At 35.9% G+C, this 21,613-nt stretch carries 15 protein-coding genes and 1 tRNA gene; 4 read left to right on the forward strand and 12 right to left on the reverse strand.

Going from position 1 to position 21,613, the window contains the following annotated elements; all coding sequences use genetic code 11:
• Positions 1–5 precede the first annotated feature (5 nt).
• The 6 genes from WC614_05655 to WC614_05680 form a co-directional block, all read right to left on the reverse strand.
• The gene (locus WC614_05655; GenBank protein ID MFA5032489.1) at positions 6–929 is read right to left on the reverse strand and encodes a DMT family transporter; all 924 of its coding nucleotides are present in this window, start codon (positions 927–929) and stop codon (positions 6–8) included.
• 161 nt (positions 930–1,090) lie between these two features.
• Positions 1,091–3,982 carry a hypothetical protein gene (locus tag WC614_05660; protein ID MFA5032490.1) on the reverse strand — a complete coding sequence of 964 codons (2,892 nt, stop codon included), beginning with the start codon at positions 3,980–3,982 and terminating at the stop codon, positions 1,091–1,093.
• A gap of 69 nt (positions 3,983–4,051) precedes the next feature.
• Complete coding sequence (locus WC614_05665; protein MFA5032491.1) at positions 4,052–5,272, reverse strand: DUF401 family protein; 1,221 nt, start codon at positions 5,270–5,272, stop codon at positions 4,052–4,054.
• Between the two features lie 44 nt (positions 5,273–5,316).
• The gene (locus tag WC614_05670) at positions 5,317–5,538 is read right to left on the reverse strand and encodes a DUF3343 domain-containing protein (protein MFA5032492.1); all 222 of its coding nucleotides are present in this window, start codon (positions 5,536–5,538) and stop codon (positions 5,317–5,319) included.
• A 3-nt stretch (positions 5,539–5,541) separates the two neighbouring features.
• Positions 5,542–5,949 (reverse strand): hypothetical protein, encoded by a 408-nt coding sequence (locus WC614_05675; protein ID MFA5032493.1) that lies wholly within the window; start codon positions 5,947–5,949, stop codon positions 5,542–5,544.
• A gap of 117 nt (positions 5,950–6,066) precedes the next feature.
• Positions 6,067–7,140, reverse strand: a complete 1,074-nt coding sequence (locus tag WC614_05680) for a radical SAM protein (GenBank protein MFA5032494.1) — start codon at positions 7,138–7,140, stop codon at positions 6,067–6,069.
• A gap of 118 nt (positions 7,141–7,258) precedes the next feature.
• Between WC614_05680 and WC614_05685 the strand changes: the two genes are divergently transcribed.
• Positions 7,259–7,621 (forward strand): methylated-DNA--[protein]-cysteine S-methyltransferase, encoded by a 363-nt coding sequence (locus WC614_05685; GenBank protein ID MFA5032495.1) that lies wholly within the window; start codon positions 7,259–7,261, stop codon positions 7,619–7,621.
• A 124-nt stretch (positions 7,622–7,745) separates the two neighbouring features.
• A complete protein-coding gene (locus WC614_05690; protein MFA5032496.1) occupies positions 7,746–8,609 on the forward strand; it encodes a hypothetical protein in 864 nt (287 codons plus the stop codon).
• A 13-nt stretch (positions 8,610–8,622) separates the two neighbouring features.
• Here the strand turns inward: WC614_05690 and WC614_05695 are convergent, their stop codons facing one another.
• On the reverse strand, positions 8,623–13,233 hold the full coding sequence (locus tag WC614_05695) for a hypothetical protein (GenBank protein MFA5032497.1): 4,611 nt from the start codon (positions 13,231–13,233) through the stop codon (positions 8,623–8,625).
• Between the two features lie 229 nt (positions 13,234–13,462).
• On the opposite strand from WC614_05695, the gene WC614_05700 reads away from it, so the two are divergent.
• Together WC614_05700 and WC614_05705 are read left to right on the forward strand one after the other, a co-directional pair.
• Positions 13,463–15,691, forward strand: a complete 2,229-nt coding sequence (locus WC614_05700) for an alpha-amylase family protein (GenBank protein ID MFA5032498.1) — start codon at positions 13,463–13,465, stop codon at positions 15,689–15,691.
• Positions 15,692–15,771: 80 nt separating this feature from the next.
• Positions 15,772–16,971, forward strand: coding sequence for a DegT/DnrJ/EryC1/StrS family aminotransferase (locus WC614_05705; protein MFA5032499.1), 1,200 nt, complete (start codon positions 15,772–15,774; stop codon positions 16,969–16,971).
• Positions 16,972–17,003: 32 nt separating this feature from the next.
• Here WC614_05705 and WC614_05710 read toward each other — a convergent pair whose 3' ends face one another.
• The 5 genes from WC614_05710 to WC614_05730 form a co-directional block, all read right to left on the reverse strand.
• A complete protein-coding gene (locus WC614_05710) occupies positions 17,004–17,492 on the reverse strand; it encodes a TspO/MBR family protein (protein ID MFA5032500.1) in 489 nt (162 codons plus the stop codon).
• Positions 17,493–17,519: 27 nt separating this feature from the next.
• Positions 17,520–18,236 carry a class I SAM-dependent methyltransferase gene (locus WC614_05715; GenBank protein ID MFA5032501.1) on the reverse strand — a complete coding sequence of 239 codons (717 nt, stop codon included), beginning with the start codon at positions 18,234–18,236 and terminating at the stop codon, positions 17,520–17,522.
• Between the two features lie 88 nt (positions 18,237–18,324).
• A tRNA-Asn gene (locus WC614_05720) sits at positions 18,325–18,397 on the reverse strand.
• Between the two features lie 4 nt (positions 18,398–18,401).
• Positions 18,402–20,285 carry a S8 family serine peptidase gene (locus tag WC614_05725; GenBank protein ID MFA5032502.1) on the reverse strand — a complete coding sequence of 628 codons (1,884 nt, stop codon included), beginning with the start codon at positions 20,283–20,285 and terminating at the stop codon, positions 18,402–18,404.
• 77 nt (positions 20,286–20,362) lie between these two features.
• A complete protein-coding gene (locus WC614_05730) occupies positions 20,363–21,610 on the reverse strand; it encodes a 3-ketoacyl-CoA thiolase (protein ID MFA5032503.1) in 1,248 nt (415 codons plus the stop codon).
• Between the last annotated feature and the right edge of the window lie 3 nt (positions 21,611–21,613).

A 21,613-nucleotide genomic window follows, 5' to 3' on the forward strand; every position in this document is an offset into this window, starting at 1 on the left:
ATGTTTTATGTCAGAAAAATAATAGCAGACCCTGCAACTGCAATAAGAGTTCCGATTACTGCCCAAAAATTGACCTTTTCCTTAAAAACCCAGTATGCTACCGGTAACAACATAATAGGAGGTAATGCCATAAGCGTTGAAGCGATGCCGATACTTGTCCATTTAATAGCAACCATCGACATCCATATTCCTAAAAATGGCCCTCCGAATGCAGCTCCGGCAATAAACAAATTAGCTTTTTTATTATTTAATTTTTGAAATGTTTGTTTAACGTTCCCGCTAAAAATAGTCCATATCCATATAACAATTGCCCCTGTTAGTACTCTTATGAGAGTTACCGACAATCCCGATAAATTACCCATACCTTTTTTGGCAACTACAAGACCTATTGCCTGTCCAAAAGCTCCTCCAATAGCGCAAAGAATACCTATTTTGAGTTGCCGTAAGGCAATTAAGTATTTTTTACGGTCAGATATGCCTGATAAAAAATTCTGCTTTTGTAATAGTACTATAATTATGCCGCTTATAGTTAAAATTATGGCGAATATTTCAATAGGTTTTAATGTTTCTTTTAAGAAAATCCATGCTATCAATGCGCTTATAATAGGAACAAGTGACATAATCAACATTGATAATTGCGTTCCTATAAGAACAAAAGACTGGAAAAGAAAAGCATCCCCCAAAGCAAGTCCAATTATCCCTGATAATCCAAGCCATCCCAGTTGAGATAATTCAATATGTATTGGAAAAAAATATCCTTCTATAAAAAAATGAGCAATTAAAAGATAAAATACGGCTACGGCTAAACGTGTTCTATTTACTACCCCGGCTCCAACATATCTTGAAGCTATAGTAAAAGCAGTGGATGTAAAAGTCCAGCACAAAGCAGTCGCTAATGCTGCAAATTCACCCGTATAACTATTTACCATCTTTTCAGATTTTTAGTATACCCATAACTTTGAAAGCGTCAATGTTTTTCAAATTCTAATCTAAAAAAAAGATGGGGACGTAATTTTTAGAGGAGAGTTTTTTTCTAATAACTCATAGAAAAAGTAAAAAATTGTAATACAAGCATCTTACTTATGATTTGTTAAAACTCCGGGGAAAGTGAAATATAATAACATGGTTGTGAAATACTATGCATTAAATCCGTACTCCATGCGCAATCCATCTTTAAGTAGAATTGATATAAATTCATTCTTATCCCTGTCCCAAAACTCATTTTCAAATCTTTTAACTCACCATTCTGCATGATTTTCATTTCCTTGAAATTAAAATTATCCTTTCCATAACCAAAATCCACAAAAGTTCCTCCTCTTATTCCACCCAATATAAGAGGCAATGGAAAAGCTATTTTTACTTCATCTATAAAAGGATACCTGAACTCCATACTAAAAAGTCCAAGATTCTTGCCTTCTACCAAATCTACGCCCCATCCCGTTCTCAAATAATCTGCATCAGTGATATATGTAGATATTTCATCTCTTCCCCATATTCCAATGTTCATAAATCGCATAGCAAAAGAAAAATTATTTGTTATCCTCAAGTATCTTCTTAAATCTATTGAATAAAGATTGTATGCGCGACTATATCTCTCCCCCGGCATATCTTCCAATGGTAATTTACTACTTAAAGAAATTTTCATTCTCTCCCCATTATAAGGCCCCGTCTGATTCCATATTGAATTATCCAAAACAAAAGAAATACTAGGTCCTGTAATATAATACCACTCCGCCCCCAAACTACTATCGGCAATTCCATCCGTATGAAAACCTTCTTCCTCTGTAAGAAAGCCCTGCCAGTCTAATTCTATTCTTCTGAATTTATCCACCGGATATTGAGCTAAAAAAGCCCCCCCTGTTTCACTATGTTTTTTCCACTCATAATAAGAAGAGGTATAATACCCATATTCTTCTCTTGCAAAAGCAATTCCATAATCCCAACGATGTGGACGATACAAATAACTCACATAAAAGTTACCCAATAAATTATCTGGACTATTGGATTGCAGATAAAGCTGATGGTTGCCTGCCCAATCCGACATCAAAAATTCTGCATATATTGAACTTCCGCTTGAAGAATAAGCTAATCCCCCGCTTGCCCAATCCGGAGTAATCCTTAAGCCAAGTTTTTTCCCCGAATCCGGAGTCGTATCTTTATTAATTATATTATATTTCAAGGAAAAAACTTTCTCCGAATCAGCTACAAATCCCTTACTTGTTGGGTTCTTTATAGCATATATATCCCAGCCACCTTTACAATATAATGAAAATGTAAGATATTTGCCGTCTTTTGTCACTGATGGAGTAAAAACGCCCCCTATAACATCAGTAAGTTGTAATAATTTTTTGTCCCGACTATGAAACACAAACAAATTATTTGCCCCTGTATAATTTGATACAAATAAAACACATGTATCTCCCGTTGAATCTCCAACTACCTGCATAGGCGATACAACACAACTTGCCCGGGGCATATCTATAGGCATTTTTTCTACCACATTATCAAAAGCACCTACACGAAACACTGAATAATAACCATATCGCCACACACTATCTTCGCAAGGTCTATCGGACGAAAAAAGTATATATTTTCCATCCAACGACCACGATGGAGTCATATCATCATACATATCTTCCGTAATTTGCTCCATATCACCACTTTTCAAATCAATAACATATATATCCGCAGCACCTTCTTTTACTCCTCTTATAGCTATTTTTTTACCATCCGGCGAGAACGACGGGGAAAAGACTCTATCCAGATCAGGTACAATTTTCTTTGTTATCTTACGACTATGTGAATTCATAATATATAAAACATCTTTACCTGCATTTTTTGCAACCATAACTATTTTCTGGTTATCAGGAGACCAACCTATTCCTCCTTGCATAATATGAAATGATTCAAATGCCTCTGTTTTTCCGCCTCCTATTAACTTAGCTTTTACTTCACCGTTTATTGCGGACATCAGATAAAGACTTTCATAATCGTCCCTGTCAGAAAAAAATGCTATTTCACTTCCATCCGGAGATATTACGGGACTAGTATTAAAGGCATATTTGCCATCTCTATCCGTAAGTTGTCTAGTGTTTTCTGGAACCGGCAGTTTACCGGCACATTCTTTCCAATACTTAGTTTTTAATTCTTGCATCCATAAACGATTTAATTCTTTTTCATCTATCCCAAGAACCTGTTCCAGGGAACCTTCAAAATTTCCTATTATCCCCTGTTTTTTTAATATTTCTCCTACTTTATTTTCCCCATATCTATTTACGATAAAGTTTAATATTGATTGTCCCTCTTTATACATTAAATATGACCCCTGTATTTCATATAGTCTATCTACGGGTCTTATCTTGTCCCAATATAAAGCATCTCTTATTACCATATCTGCTTCCGCATTCCACCCGAGTGAAAAATATTCCGCCATACCTTCCATATACCATAATGGAATTTGAGAAACTTTCAATGCAAGAACCTGAGTAAATCCATCTCCTTTTAACACACTAAACTGAAACGCATGCACAAGTTCGTGTGAGAGCACATGTCTAAAAACCTCGTAAGAACCATCAAATGGGACAACAACTCTACTCTTAAAAATTTCGGTAAATCCGCCTACGCTTTCATCTACTTCAGTAGTAATATTTGTCTGCTCAAAATCGTTATGAGAATTATACATTATAACAGGAACCCGTCCCTTAGGTTTATGATTTAAAGCTTTACAATACCTTTCATAATTCTCTGTTATTACGTTATGTGCAAATTTTTCAAGTTCCTCTCCGCCAGGATAATAGACCAAACTGAATTCGTCAGTATCTACAACTTTCCAGTCAAATCCCTTATATTGAACTTTGTTCTTTCCAAATTCCCAATATTGAGAATATGCAAAAGGAATAAAACTCAACAGCAGAAAAAGACAAAAAGAAAAGCGAAACATACTTGGCCAGAAACGAATCTGTCTTTGATGGAAAAATCTCATAGTTTCTATTTTACTTTATTAAAACTTTTTGTCAATTTTATCTTATTGCTTTACTTGAAAAAATTCTACTTATCCCAATTTTATCACTATCATAACAATAGCCACAAGCATTACAAAAGCGGTTGAGGGTATAAGCATTTTATAAACTCCCCATAAATTTGCTTTAAAATATTCCTTTGTTATTGCAAGGCAAAGATGGACTGGGGAAAGTAAAACTCCGGCAAATCCGAATGCATATGCAAACATAACATAAGTCGGGTTATTATGTAATAACGGCATCAACATAGGAAACGCAATTCCCACAAATGCGGTAGTTACACCGGTTAAAAATCCGACAATAAAAGGTATAAAGGCAAGCAGGGCTAAAGATGAAGTATTAGAATTCCCCAAAAATTGAGTAATAGAAGTAAGCGCTCCCGAATTCTCCAGAACTTTTTTAAATATCATAACGGCAACAAGTAATAAACTTATATCCAAAGACAAACCAGATTTTAATCCCGGTAAGATATTTTTTGGGAAAGGTTTTTGTAGGAAAATTAACATTATTACGGTAATTGCAAGCGCTATAATAACATCCAATTTTGCAACAACCACAAACACAAAAACCAAAAGAATCGGTAAAATACTGATAAAAAATGTTCCCAAATCTCTGCTCTTTTTTGTTTTTAAGTTGGAAGTTTGAGGTATGTTTTTTGCTTCTTTAGGGAACATTATAGAACATACAACAATACCCACGACTATAATGGCAATAGATAACGGATATTGATTTAAACTAAGGGTGCGAACAGGCATATTAAGAACACTTGAAGCAAGAATCATTCCAAGATAAACAGGCCAGCAATATTCCCAGGGATGCCTGAACCAGTAACTTATAAACGTTTTTAACTCAGGCGATAAGTTCATCCCCTTGCTGGCTTCTTCAACCATAGGAGCGGATAACATTGCACCGGCAGGCATCGGAATAAAACCTACAATAGCAGGAGGAATTGCGATTGTAATGTTTCTATTATGAATTAAGTTTTCAAGTGAGATTTTCATTTTATTAAAATAGCCAAATTCCTTTAGAAAATGTCCGAACGTTAAGGTAAGATAAACAGTAGCGAGTAATTTTAAGGTGTCTAAATTGAAAGTCCCGGAAGCAAAACTTTTAAGAATATTCATAGGAGACATCAGAAAAAATATTCCCATTAATAATGAACTAAAAAGCATTATTAATCCGATATTTAATTTTCTGGATACGAGGAATATAAAAATAAAAACAACGATTAATAATTTAATAAGTGAAAGCATAATAATTTTTACAATATATCCGGGAAAACATTGAAATACTAATATTATTCAGATATTTTATGAATACCTTCCACCTTATAATTGCCTTTTTCAATTAATTGTTTTACAATTTCTATACTTTCTTCTTTTATTTTTATAGCCATACCACAATCAGAAGAAAATTGACGCGGAACAGGAATTAGTTGGACTCCAATACCTTTTTCCTTTATAGCTTTTTCTGCTTTCATAACAAAGTGAACACTATTGAATAAAATAACGTAATGCATTTTTTAATTGGATTTTCTACTCTCCGGCGGAAGATTATTTTTCTTCATAATATAACTTACAATGAATAGAATACCCACAATTATAAAGGGTAAGGCAATTGCCATAACAACGCCAAGACTTTGAAAAACAGAAAAGTGATTCCTTTTATAGTTCAAATTAAATAAAAACGGAGTAATCCCAATGCCTATCAAAGCAAGAAGAATCCCGCCAATTAATTCTCTTTTCCATGCAACAATAAGAAAAATAATTAAAACATAAACCGGGATAAGATGCATAAAAAATGCTAAAAGTTGCTGCCAGATTGTAAGATTCGGGGAAAAAGAATCAAAAGCAAACAGACTAACAAAAAGAATAGCCAGAATACAAATAATCCGTGGTAACCAATGAAATAATTTGATAGATTTTTTCATTTTGCTCCTATATTAATTTTCCATTTAAATATATTATAACATACGAAAAGTCAAAGGATTTCTCTTCTCATTTGACAAATTTTCTAAGAATAATTGCAATTCTTGTTTTTACTCCAATTATTTCATCAAAGATTTAACCAAATCACGGTTATTCCAAAGAGCACACCCGCCTTTTCCTTCAACTAAATATTCGGAATTTTCTCGTACCTTTTTTAAAAAATCAGATTGCAAAGCTTCTTTTAATGATATATTACTCAAATTCGTATCTGAATATGGAGCAAAAGGACAGGGTTCAAGATTGCCTTCTGGACTGATATGAATAAAACCACGTCCTGCGGCAAGACATCCGCCATACTCTATTTCATCGCCGGGAAAAGCAATAAATATACCTCTGAATTGAGCATTAAACCTCTTTATTATCTTTTCCAATTCTTGTTTCTGAACATCAGCAAGAACCATATTTTCAGTTTTCTGTTCTATAGGAACATACTCCACAAAGAAAAATAATTTACAGCCATTCTTTATTAGCTTTTTTATAAAGTTCTCTTCCGTTATCATATCAAAATTATTTTTTGTAATTGTCAAAGAAGCACCAAAAAATATACCTTTATTGTTTAGTGCTTTTATTTTTTCTTGTATGCTTTTATAAACTCCCTCTCCCCTACGCTCATCAGTGTTTTCTTCGAACCCTTCCATACTTATAACGGGAATTACGTTCTTTTGTTTTTTTAATTCCATTATGATTTCTTCATTCAGCAAAAGACCATTAGTAAATGCCGGGAAAATAATTTCAGGAAAACGCTTTGTAATATTTAATATTTCTTTTTTTATAAAAGGCTCACCCCCCGCTAACAGTATAATTGATATCCCAAGTTCTTTTGCCTGTTCCATTAATTTTTTCCACTGTTCAGTTGTCATCTCTTTAGTAGAAGGCTTGCAATTAATCTTTGCATAACAGCCTTTACATTTTAAGTTGCATCTGCCCGTAATACTGGCAATAATAGCCGGAGGAATATGAAACCCTTTATTTTCCCAACATAATCTTAATTTTATTGCTTTCCTTTGCCGTATAATAGTTTGCAAAACAAAATAAAGCATAGAAGGTCTTTTTAGAGAAATTCTTAATGCATTATTAAAAACTCCTCTGATTGAGCGATTCATAAGACTAATATAGTTGTTTTGCTTTTTCATAATAGCAACTTATTTTTCCGTTTCCTTTCTAATATCTACTGCATACTACCTACTCTGTAATTACAATTAGTCAATAAAAATGCTTGATTTTATAACTTCTACTAATATATTAAATATAATGATTCAAAATTTAAATGAACTATTCGAAACAGAAGAAAAATCTTTTTATCAAAGAGTAATAAAAGCGATAAAAGACATTCCAAAAGGCAAAGTAGCTACATACGGACAGGTTGCTTTAGTAGCAGGGAATTCCCGTGCTGCGAGACAGGTTCCCTATATACTACATTCTTCTACCAAGAAATATGCTCTCCCCTGGCATAGAGTCGTAAGCAGCAAAGGAAGCATATCTCTAAAACCTAAAAAGGGATACGAACTTCAGATGAAATTGTTGAAAAAAGAAGGGATAGTTTTTGATAAGAAGAATTGTATTGATTTGAAGAAATTTGGTTTATCTCCGCACAGTTTTAATATTCAAGATTGAAAAACATTTTATTTGAGCAACAAAATTACTGAAAACATCAATCGTTAGCTATACATATTATTCGAAGAAGAAAATAAACTTGACTTCTTGGTAATTTTTTCTATTAATTTGGATATTAAATTCAATGAAAAGAAGAGTAACTGTGCTCAAAACTATTAAACCTGTATGTATAATTTTTCTATTTACATCTTTGTTTTTAAGTTGCACTAAGTCTCAAGTTATTCCTCTTTCTAAAAAACAAGATTGCTTAACCAGTATTGAAGGCTATTATTCCTGCAAAGATAAATGGATAGGAGAAAAACCTGTATTAATTTTATGGGAAAATGGAAACTTCATAGTAATCAAAGGCAAGGTAATTTCATATGATGAAAAAGGCGTAAACTTTGACCCGGATAAAGAAGGAGCATTCTATGATCCTAAGCCTCATTACTATCTTTTTAATGAGATAGAAACATTTATTGACGAGACAGGAAAAGTAATAAGTGGAGCAATTCCTGACGAGTATTCACAAGCTCTTTCTATTGCAATATCCCTAAAATCAACTGTAAATCCGAAATTAAAAACAATAAGTATTTTGTTAAACCCCAATAAAGACTTTGGTTTTTGTATCCCGGCAGGAATTTACTCAATAAGTGAAATTTCATTCATAGATAAAGATAAAAACATTGACTGTGGAGTAAATTATCCTGAAATAATAATAAACATAGATGAAAATTGTTCTAACTATATAGGAAATTTATTTTTATATCCTGAGGACAGTATAATAAAAGAAGATTCTATATTAATTCCAATTAAGCATCTAATACGTCAAGAAGGAGCGCAATTATCTTTTTTTCTTGGAGGAGCACTTGCAGAAGGCGCGTATCTTGTTTACCTAAATGCTAAAGGAATAATAGGTGAACAAAAATTATACATAAATATAGATAACAATTTCAAAAATAAATGCAAAAGCCCAATAAAAAATAATCCCCTAAGGCACAAGAATTAGAGTTAGAAATACTCTATTTCCCGATTAAGACTAATTTTCTTACTTTTCTGAAACCTTCTACTTTCATTTCTATAAAATATATTCCATTACCGACAAGGATATTATTTTTTCCTTTTCTATCCCATTTCATAACATATCTACCGGGGTTCAGGTTGTCATTTATGATTACTTTTTCCAGAGCGCCGGAAATATTATATATCTTTACGCTTACAAGCTTATCTGCAGATGCTGCCGGTATGCCAAAAGAAATGCCCGCATATTTGCAAGATGGGTTAGGAACAGGTGAATTCAAATAAAGGACAACCGGAATATCCTTATCTTCCGCTCCTATTACGCCAATTCTAAAGCGTCCTCCCGTATCTTCTCCGATATTAAGTGCGCGGTCATAAGCCTTTACAATTATATAACAGCTATCCGCAGTTATATTCGGAGTCGTCCATTTGAAAGAGGACGAGTCTTTAATTCCCCTTATCAGAGTATCAAAAGTCACCTTATTATCTTTAGAGAACAAAATAGAAATAGAATCTATCCCATTAATATCCGTTGCAGTCCATCTTATTCTAGCAGTGTCATTAGGGAGAAGATGGCTTCCTGAATCCGGGAATATTATCGCAACTACAGGAGATTTTTTATCAATAGTAAACCTGAAAGGTGCTAACTGGAACCCGGAATGATTCCCTGCACCGTCAATTCCCTCTACTCTCCAGAAATATAAAGAATCCCTGAGCGCCACAGTATCGGGAATCGTAAAGTTTGTATCGCCACTTATTGTATATCTTCTAACATTTAAAATAAACAAACTATCAGGAGATATTTCCAGCTTATATGTAGTTCCCTTGTTTTGAATTAAAGGTAATGTCGGGTTTTGAACTGGAGTCACAAACGTTCTCGATTGTCTAAGAGGAATTGTTTTTTCACGGAGTTTGCCTAGAATAATATGTTGAGATTCTTCGCTTCGCTCAGAATGACAAATATTCGTCCTGAGTGGAACGAAGGAATGGGAAACAGGGAGCACAGACGCCAAAACAGGAGCGGAATTAGAAAATAAAGATACCGGCAAAATATCGTTTGAAGGAGAAGCCTCCTCTTCAGAAGATACGAACCCCTTATCCAATAATGATTTTTTCTTGTTTACTTTTCTCCATACAAAAGTCGGGGTAGTATCTTTTGTGAAAAGCCTATTAACCGGTTGTATTAAATTCGGAATAGCCGGTTTTAACGTATCTATAAACGTCTTAAAAGGATGGTCTTGATAACCTGAACGCACTTCCCATTTGCTAGCAATGGAATCGAAAGCCTCAATTCGCCAATAAGAAAGTCCGCTCGTTGGTATAGCAAGAGTAAAAGTAGTATCTTTAATGGCTACATACGTAATGCCGGTTGTAAAAAGTGAATCCATCGCAATTTCAAAAGTATATTTTCCTTTTGAACTTACAGTAGAAGACCATATGAATTTTACATTATTTTTTGCCGGGCAAGAATCCGCAGGAGACAAAAGTGTTGGTAAAAAAGTAGCTCTTCCCCAATTAAAAGGAACCGCACCCATATCTATTCTGCTTCCATCCGGGTCTATAAGATAGAAATCAGGGTCTCCGGTATTTACACACGGGGACGTTTCCACAAGCGAAAAATCTCCGTCTGCTGTATCCGCAAACAAAGGCAACTGGTCTATGTTACCTGTCCCGATAAGTCCTCCCTGAACACAGGAATAAGTAAATGAATCGGGATAAGACGAGTAAAAAGAACCCGGGGAATTGTGATAAATAATCGTATTCTTTGCGCTTATGCTATACCCATAAGAGTATACTCCTCCATATAATCCCGCTTTATTATTTGCTATTGTAGAATTATAAATATCGTAAGGACCACCCTGCGAGCAATAAACCCCTCCTCCGTATCCGCCTGCTTCATTACCATATACCTGATTTTTCAGGAACGAATTGGGATAACTTGAAGCAAAACATATCCCGCCACCGTCACCTTCTGCCTTATTAAATCTTATTATATTATTTTCAAACCATACGGGAGAGCCATACATATATACACCCCCGCCATTTCTGTCAGGTGAACTTCCCCTTGCTCTTCCGTATTCTATAGTGCAATATTTTACTCTCGGATGTCCTGCAGCCTCTGTTGCATCAAACCTGAGTCCTCCCCATCTTGAATCTTCGGAAATCCTGTTTCTTGTAAATAGAATTCGTTCATCTTCTGTGCCAACAGCATCAAGGTATCCTTTTATTTTAAACTTATAATTTCCATCAAATTTTATCGTAACACCCGGGTCAATATAAAGACTATCCAGCCTATTTAACCAGATATCCCCGACTACAATATAATCCCTTTTACTTTTTGTCCAGTGTCCTTTGACCTCTCCCCATATATCATCCGAGTTGGTATGAGAAACAAAATAGTTTGGATGCGCTTGCAATCCACTTTTACGCCCCTGACTGTTTATTGCTTCAACTTTCCAGTAATACATTCCGTCACGAGGAACGACTACCTGAGAAGTAGTATCCGAAAGAGTATCAATAAAAAGTGTATCGCTCATATCACTGTATTTTGAAAGAAGCAATTTATAGCTTCCGCTGACACCTGCAGTTTTTGACCAATAAAGAGTAACCGTATTTGAAGCAACCCCGGATGAATCTGACGGTTGCAAGAGTGTAGGCACGCCAACCCAGTCTTCGTAACTTGAAAGACGACCTATTTTTACTATTCCCCATATATCAAGTCTTGGGATACAAAACTTCACTCTTCCACTGCTTTTCGTATAATTAAGAGATTGTTCTCTCGGGGCATTTAAACTCGGTGTATAAAATAGAACGTAAAGAGAATCTTTTTTCATAGAAGCAGGAATTTTAATATCCAGAGTATCATTTGTCCGGGCAATAATACTGCTGTCACTTGTATTATAGTTATAATTCAAAAGATGTATTATCTGTGAAGAATCCGTTGATTTTACCAATCTTGTTAAGTGCACTAAAGAAGAATAATTAGTACACACCAATCTTTCCATCAGAGAATCAGTTCTTACAATAAAGTTACTGCATACAGCCCCTCTGCCAGTTGTATCCGTTTCATAACCATAAGTAATGTCACTTTTCCAGGATATAACTTTCCCCGAGCCATAATTAACAATCTTGCCATTGAATAAGTTTTGCCATGAAGTTCTTGTAACGGAAGTTCCATTTTCATTTTTCGTCCCGACATTGCCTATACCTATGAGAATTCCACCCGCATTACAATATGCGAGCAGCATATTTATCTGGGCATTGCTCAAACACTCCGTTCTTGGAAGCACAACGGCTCTGTATTTATTAAGTTTCCCCTGCGCAAAACTATCAACCGCCCAATCATTATCTCCCCCGAATATCACATCATAAGGTATATGAGCATCCTGTAATAAACGATGAGCGCCCTCATAAGAAGCTTTTGAATCCGAAGCAGTATGCCTCCATGATGACAAAGAATATATTAGTCCAAAATCACCGTATTCATCAACATCAAAGAGTGAAGGTTGGGAAGCTACCATTTGCAAAATGGGTTCTAATTTTGTAGCTATATGTCTCTGGTTAGGATTATCTCCCGCGGTATAAAATCCACCGTTAGCGTAAGCTTCGGCCATAAATAATGGAGCGAAATCGGTATTATCATTAGTAGTCGGCTTATTCCAGATATCTCCTCTTTTTCCCCTGCTGAGAGTAGTTTTATAAGTCCACGCCGCATTGGCTTCAACAGGATAGTCGGACTCAAAGAAAAATTCATACGAGACATAATCCATATAAGAGTCTATAAGACACATACGGGCATCCTGTACCCATGCATTACCGGTAATGTAAAAAGTTCTTCCGTATACACTGTCAGAATAATTTTTCAATGAACTTGAAAGAGAATTCCAGAAATCCTGAATCGTAAAATAATTGAACGGCTGCCATTCATCCCATAACCATATACCTTCTCCGCCGTTGTTCGTAATTTCATTTCTAAAAGTATTTGCAGTCCAGCCGCTGTCCCTGAGAGCATCCGCATAGTCAAAAGTATTTATGTTATGTATTCCCATACCTGCAAGTTCAAGTGAATCATATTTACTATCAAGCCAGTTTTTAAATCCGGCATTGTGTTGGGGGCAGAAACATTGAGGAGCACTAGCAGTTAATAGAGCAATATCATAGACCCCGACTTCCGAACCTGCATCTATAGCTCTTTTCATACAATTAATAAGGAAATTTCTCCAAACAGGTCTGTAACAACAATGTGACCATATCGTATCAGCATAACTCCCGGGGCCATAAGATATTTTTTTGTTATCAAGGTCTATTTCCGTCCCAGAATCCCCAAGTGAAGGCAATCTTTGATACACTCCTTTTGCAAAATAAGGAGGGTCTTCATCCAAACGCATCGGCTCCTGAGCACCACAATATTTTACACCTAATGATTTTATTAACGAAACATATCCGCTCATCATATCTGCATCTTCAGGAAAATAAAAAGTATTTCCACCATTCACTGTCGGAACTATGGGATATGTATTTTCAGGTCCCAATCCCATAATTTCATGTCCTTCGGGAAACGTAGCAAATGCGGAAATCGGTAACATCAGAAGAAGAAATATAATTTTTTTCATAACATCCTCCTTAATTTTAATTGGCATTAAAATATTTATCATTTTTATTCATAATGCGAATTTAATAATTTGTCAACACTACAAATTCTCTGGATACTAAACACAACTAATATAAACAAACGGGAGACATATATTTTCATTTTTGGTAATGATTTTAAATCCCATAAAAAACATTTGACACTTTTGATTTTAATATTACAGTCGTTAGATAAAAAATATAGGGGGAGAAATGAGAAAAGTTTTTTTCATCAGTGCTTTGTTTTTCTTATGTATAAGTAACAGTTTTGCTTCTGTTAGTATATCCGTAGATAAATTACGTCCGAAACCGGGAGAAAAAGTAAAAATAGAAGTAACAGGCGAGTTAACTGAAGGCACCCAAGTTTACGCAGACGTACTAGAACCGGGATACGGAGTAAAAAGAATAGAATTCTCAAAATCAACAGGGGGATACGAAGCATCCATACAGACAAGTGAAAGTAGTAAAGGTTTATGGAATGTAACGGTTTATTCTTCCGTTGACAAAAAATTATTAGGTAAAGCTCACTTTATAACAGGATATATTGTAGGAGATTTCTTTATCGTAGGAGGACGTGTTCCCGAGAAAAACACCAAAGCTTATATGAGCGAATACCTGAACGGATTTTCAAGTATAGGCGGTAATTTTATGGTTGCGCACTATATCATTAACGGAAAACAGGCTATGTATCCTTCCAAAGTCTGTAAATTATCTTCCAAGGAAGACTACCTCGGGATGTTTCTTGATTTGTGCGATAAGGAAGGTTATCCCGTTTTAATCTCAATATCATGGGATTTCAGCCGTCCAATGCCTTATTCCGAAATGTTTGCCAATATGCAGAAAATCATATCCGAACTCTGGGTACTATACGCAAAACATCCGTCTTTTGCCGGATTCTACTGTTTACAGGAAGGTTCGGGACTTGATTTAGCACTGCTTGTGAGACAATTTTGTGATTACGTAAAATCCGTTGAACCTACTTTATTAACGGGTTGCGCGCCTTATGTAAATGATGCGGTTCTTGCAGGATACCTTGCGGCAATAGATAACCTTGACGTCGTTATTTACCAGGGGCAGGTAATGGCATCTTACCGAACGGACAACAGACTTTGTTTCCCTATTAACCGCACAAGAGATAACACTTGTCTTTCAAACGGCGCAAATTTAATAAAAAATAAAATTACGCTCTGTCATTTTGAAATATTCGGTCCCGCGGAAAAAGCAGTAGCAGGTAAATATCTTGCACCCAAAGAAGACATGATAACCCAAATCTGGAGCGCTGCTACCATTTACGGAACAGACGGGATTACCATCTTCACGTATCACGATTTATTTAATTATATGAAAGATGGATTAAAAGAGGCAAAAGAAGATATAAAAGTTACGGCACAAGGATATAAAGATTTCGACTTGATTTTCTCTAAAATAGCAAATATCAAAAAAAATCCTATCGTCTTTTATTATCCTTATACGGATTTTTGTGTCCATTACTGGAGAGAGGCATTTTTACCGGCATTCGGAGCTCTTCGTTCTCTCGGGATTCCTTTTGACATTATACCTTTTATTCCACCCGTGGGCGAAGAAATTCCTCCATTCTATCCAATGAACCTGAATACGGTACAATTAGATTATCTTTTGAAAAACAAATTCGTAGTTGTGTTACCGGATGTTTCGGGAATGCAGGAAACGGACAGTATTTTATTGAAGAGATTTATTGAAGAAGGTGGGATAGTCATACTCTTCGGTCATAACATTCCTTATGGAGACAGATTTGTTCGGAAAGACCTTTGCGGAGGTAACGAGAATAAACTAACCAACCATTCAGACATAATTATGAAAGAAACATTGGCGAACAGGATAAAAGCGGGAGAAAATGCGCTTGACCCATCTTTATTATTTTCATCATCTTCAAAAGCTATCGTAACCCTTAAAAATGGAGATTCCGTATTGACAACTATCACTCCTGAAATTCTAAATTCCCCGTCCTGGACACCGACAACTGCTAAACCGATAGCCGTTTTTGAAGACGGAAGTTCTGCAGTTATGCTTAACAATTTCGGCAAAGGTAAAGTGTTTACAATAGCATTGAGTCTTACCCAGGCATCCGAAGTAATGCCGGATTTAGTAAGAGATATTTTTGATTACGCATTGAAACAAAACGGCAATGCACGACCTTTTGACATATTAGGCGGGAATAAAGATATGGATTTTGCAATGGCTACTTTACCGAACGAATCAAGAGTGGCAATGATTAACCATACCGATAAACCGGTAGAAATGACATTGCTTCCCTTGACAATGCAAGCCGACAAAAAATATAAACTTGTAAATATGAGGGATGAAAAAGTCATTAAGAGTGGAACAGGAAAAGAATTGAGTAATAATAAAATAAACATTAAAGCTTTTGATTTCAGCGCATTGTCGCTGTTGCCGTTAGAATAGAAAATAATTTATGTAGGGGCGTATTGCAATACGCCCCTACATAATAGGTAGCCGCAAGCTTCAGCTTGCGTATTTAACGAATGAAACATTTAACATCGAAAAAAACAAAAATCTTTCCCTCGTGGCCTGTGTATGATAAGCTTGAGCAAAAAGCTCTTGAGGATACACTTAAAAGCAACAAATGGGGATGTATTGACGGAGACAGGGTAAACGAGTTTGAAAAGAAGTTTGCCAAATTTCACGATGCGAAGTTTGGAATATGCGTTAACAGCGGGACGAAAGCGCTTGAGATTGCTCTAAAAGCATTAGGAATTAAACCCGGCGATGAAGTAATCGTTCCCGGATATACTTTTATAGCGACAGCTTATGCAGTAGCAGAAATCGGCGCTATACCGGTTTTCGTTGATATTGAAAGCAACTCTTATAACATATCCCCTATTGAAATAGAAAAAGTAATTACGAAAAAAACTAAAGCGATTATTCCCGTTTATTTTGGTGGGATGCCGGCAGATATGGATAGCATCCTAAAAATCGCCAAAAAACATCATTTAGCCGTTTTAGAAGATGCTGCTCAGGCACATGGTGCAGAATATAAGAAAAAGAAAGTCGGCACAATCGGAGATATAAGTATTTTTAGTTTCCAGTCCAGCAAAAATATGACATGTGGGGAAGGTGGAATAATTCTTACTAATAATGAAACTCTCGCAAAAAAGTGTAAATCTCTTGTAAACTGCGGCAGGAAAGAAGGCGAGCCGTGGTATATGCATTATGCTTTAGGCGGAAACAGCAGGCTAACGGAATTCCAGGCTGCTATACTATTAGCGCAACTTACCCGCGTTAAAAAGCATAATGAAATAAGAGAAAAAAACGCCAAACTGCTTACAGAAAAGTTGAAACAAATTAAGGGGATTGAGCCTATCGCAAGAGATAAAAACGTAACTATTCATCCCTATCATCTATACATATTTAAATATAAATCAAAGCATTTTAATGGTATGTCCAGAGATAAATTTATAAAAGCATTAAACGAAGAAGGTATTCCTGCATCAGGCGGATACATAATGCCTCTTACCCGTCAACCTGCATTCAACTCCAAAATTGGGGAGAAACCGGTAGCCGCAGACTTTAGTCTGCGGTATTCTCAAATCCATTTACCTGCGTGTGAACAAGCCTGTAAAGAAGCAGTCTGGTTGCCACATTATGTTTTGCTTGGAAACAAAAAAGATTTAGAGGATATTGTAGCGGCAATTAAAAAGATTCTGCAGCATTGCAATAAGTAGAAACAATTTCTATTACTTTCTCAAGATTTCTTCTAAGAGTTAAGTCTCCAGAGTGCAAAATTCAGAACGGATGCAAGACTTACCCAAAGGATATAGGGTATTAGAAGTATCCCCGCCGGAATTGAAATTTTGAAAAAACTCAGTATTGTCAGCAAAATTGCAAACCACAATAATATAATCTCAAAAAACCCTGCAATTGGAAGTTTCAGACCGAAGAATAAAACAGACCATAGAATATTAAGAAGCAGTTGTGTAATGAAAATACCGAGTGCAATTCTGACCTGTGATTTTTTTATTCCTTCACGCCATATAAGGAATGCCGATATTCCCATAAGCAAAAAAAGCGTTGTCCATACCGGGCCAAAAACCCAATTCGGTGGATTAAACGATGGTTTTTCCAGAGTTCTGTACCATGTTGATATTGAGGGGGTTGTAAAAATTGCACCGATAACACCTGCAAGTTGACAAACGATTATGCTTATTATTAGTTTTAGTCCGTTACTCAATTTGCTATCTTTCATTATGCCTCCGTTTGTTGTGATAATTTTTTATTTCTTTTTAGCTCGAACAAAATACGCCTTCATTATTTTTGAGTCATCAACTCTTTCGATTAAAAATAATTTCTTCAATTCTTCTTCAAATTGTCTATTTGTAGGAAGTTTATGTCGAGGTCTACCCAAGTATTCTTCCAACTCAATCATTGTGTTAACATCAGGATGATTTTGATTTGGCATATCAATGACCATTTTCGCATCAGACTTCAGAACTCGATGAAGTTCTTTAAATGACTTCTTGATGTATTCAATATCAAAATATTCCAAAACACCAATAACTGCGCAAATATTAAAAAAATTATTTTCGAACGGCATTTTTGCCACTTCCGTAACATACAATCCGCCGACTTTTTTAATATTATTTCTTAAAACATAATTCCTGGTAACTTGTATTAGCTTTGGACTGATGTCTATGCCATAATAAGTTGATGGCCAGTGATGTAATTGTGTAACTACGAGATTGGCACAGGAACCTACATCCAGGAAATTCATATTACTTTTCGGGTTTAAATATTTTTTTATCTCAGGATTGTCACTATCAAAAGAAACGGATTGTAAAGTTTTCTTTAGTTTTTTATATCTTTCGGAATCTTTAAACTCTTCGGGCAATAAGCTTTCATCTTCAATATGGCTATTATAACGGTCAACCGAAGCATCGTAAGCTTTTTTTATTTTCCGGATTTGACTTGATGTTTTGTTTGAGTTATTCATATTGACTATTCGCAGATTGCAAATTAGGTTCTCGTTAGCGATGAAAAGCAAAAATTTTGGAAAGATAAAATATCTCCCCAAAATTTTACTCCCCGAGTAGGACTCGAACCTACAACCTACTGGTTAACAGCCAGCCGCTCTGCCGATTGAGCTATCGGGGAATCATTACTTAATCACGACAAATTTTTTCACATCTTTATCTTCAACGTCAGTAGTTGTTAAAATACAGACATATACTCCACTGCTAACCCTTTCTCCGTTATTTGTTTTTCCATCCCATTCTTCAGTATGTTTCCCCATTCCTTTTAAATCAGATCCCTTATCCCATATTTTCTTACCAGACACCGTATATATCCAAATATGCGGGCAGGAAGCATTAATAAGTTGATAATGAATCAGAAGTTTTTCTCCCGTAGATACTCTATATGGAGCAGGAGAAAACATCAAAATTTCATTTTTATTAAGAGGCAATACCGGTGGTTTGGGAGTCTCATAATTAATTGCATCATAAGCATTTACTATACCATATCCTAAAGTATCATTTGGCGAAGCAGCTTTACTTGCAGTTTTCATAATCACTTCTCTTATTTTCATCGGTCCCCAATCAGGATAGGCCTGTTTGACGCAAGCACAAACACCTGCAACAAGAGCTGTAGCATCAGATGTTCCGCGTCCATTGTAGTCAACTATAGAATCATAATCGGGATAAGAAAAAGGTTCTGGCATAGCATAATTACCTGCCCACGGACCACATACCTCAGGTTTCATAACACCATCACCTCTTGGGCCTATACTGGAACCTGTAATCGGACTTGTTCCGTTATCCATATGAACCCATTTTCCAAGCGTATCAACTCCTCCTACTGCAAGGATAGAATCCGCAGAAGCTGGCGATACAATAGAAGTATCTGCTGTCTCTGCCAATGGCCCTGAAACATAATAATTACCCATAGCCGTTACCAACAAAACTCCTTTATTCCATAACTGGCTTGCACATACATCCAGAGGATAATGTTTCCCATCAAGAGAATCAAAAGCATAAGCAGGTGTCTGTCCGGGATTTATCCATCTTCTATAACCAAGAGAACTGGATATGATACTCACGCCTACACTATCCACGAGCCATTCCGCTCCTGCAATCCACCAATCTTCTTCAGCTATATAATCAAAACCTTCTTGAGTTGAGTATAAAAGTTCTGTTTTAGCAAGTGCAAATGATGCGCCAAAAGCCGCACCAATACATCTATTTGAAGCTCTCCCCCCCAGCAAAGACAACATAGCAGTTCCATGCACTATCTGTTTCTGCCCATATGGACTTTCTTCGCGATAAATAATAGTGTTTACACCATCCCACAAGCTATCTATCTGATTTTCCTGATAAGACGTAGTATCATCTTTACCTATAAAATCGCGTTCTGCTATTACATTAATACCTTCAAGTATTTCATTTTTACGCCATTCAAATCCCGTATCAAGTATCCCCAAAATAACTCCTGTTCCCGTATAACCCGAATTATGAGCTTTTATCAAATTCAATTGCTCAAGTTGTTTTTTCGAACTTCCGTAATCTATTCCAGTACCACTCTTAACAGAAACATATGTTCCCGTACTACTCTGTAATGTCCTGACAGGTTCTATTTTATAAACATACGGTTTTTTAGCTATTTCAGATAACAACTTTACAGGAATTATAATAGTAGATGCATTTAACCATTTGGAAGTAACTCTTACATTACCCCCCATTGTTTTCAGTTCATCCATATAAGGTTTATAAACAGGGATATCCGTAAAATCACACAACATATCCGGTTTCCTTACTGTGAGTCTATTTGCCCTTACTTTTGGAGAAAGCGCTGTTTCAATCTTTGTAATAGTTTTTTTATATTCCGTTTCTTCTTTTATACCTTTATCCGTATAAAAAACCCATACCTTTACTTTAGTATCCTGAGATTTGGTAGATAGCCATTCTGAAAATCCCCGGGAAACTTTAGGTTCTAAAGGGGAAGTATAAAGTTGAGTGTTTAAAAGTACATAAAATAATAGATTCATTATGAGCTCCTTGCTTTATAAAAAAAGTATGTTCATACTATTATAAAACTCTTTAGTGTCAAGTAAAAAACAATTTTTCAATCTGCTTTTTTGAATACCATTGCTATGACCGTTTTATCATTTCCACCCATAGAAACCATTAATCCGTAAGGTTTTGTAGGATTAAATTTTGTCTGACAATCGCCGGCTTTTCCGGTTAATTGATGAAGTATATCAACAGCCTGTCTCACACCGGAAGCACCTACAGGATGTCCATATCCAATAAGTCCACCCGTAGTATTAGTAGGCAATTCTCCGTTTATACGAGTTTTTCCTGCTTTTACAAAATCGGCACTTTCTCCGTATTTAGTTGCTCCAACAGCTTCCATAGATATTAATCCACTAATTGTAAAGCAATCGTGGACTTCCAGAAGTCCTATATCCTTAAAGGAAATACCTGCTCTTTCATATGCCAGATTTGCCGCTTGTTCGGTGGTTTTGAATTTTGTAAGGTCCGGTGGAGGAGTAGTTATATCGTCTTCGCATTGCCCCCATCCCATAACTTCTACCGCATCTTTTTTGGATACTCCCAATTTTTTCAATCCTTCTTCGCTTGCAAATATAATGGAAGATGCCCCGTCAGAAACTTTCGAGCAGTCGAATATATTTATATGTTCACAAAAAGCAACCGGGTTTGGTGGAGTCATACCGGCTTTAAACAAATCCTTTATAGCATTATGATGTTCCTGAGCTTTAGGATTTTTACGGGCATTTTCAATTGCCTGAGCATACCATAAAGCCATAGCTTCGCGTGATTTTTCTTTGCCGAATTTTTCAAAGTATTTACCTGCACGTTTAGAAAATTCCGCAGGGAAGAAAAAAGCATGTCCTTCTTTCCTTTCAGAGTTATAATGAGCAGCTCCTGCCAAAAAATCCGCACCATAAACGGCTTTAACGGTATTCTGGACTTCCACTCCAAGTGCCATAACAACATCCGAAACTCCTGCTAATACGGCTTTTGCAGCTAACGTAAGTCCCAAACCTCCGGATCCACAAGCGCCTTCAACTCCGGTTGCGGGTTTATATTTTAATGACGGATGAATCATAGGAAAAAATCCGGGACGGTTGCTCTGATGATTAAAACGCGCCATCATAAAATTTGAAATAACGCCTTCGTCAATATTAGAAGGGTCGTTTATTTGAGATATTGTCCCTTTTCCGGCTTCCATAATATACTGTTCAAGACCGGGTCTTGAGGCTTTAGGACTAAATTCTTTTCTTCCTGTGCCAAAAGCAATTGTATTATATCCGGCAGTTGCATAAACAGGTTTATGTAGGTATTTCATTTT

It is taken from the genome of bacterium (genome assembly GCA_041649255.1).
Lineage (GTDB): Bacteria > Hydrothermota > UBA3073 > JACQXS01 > JAQTXJ01 > JAQTXJ01.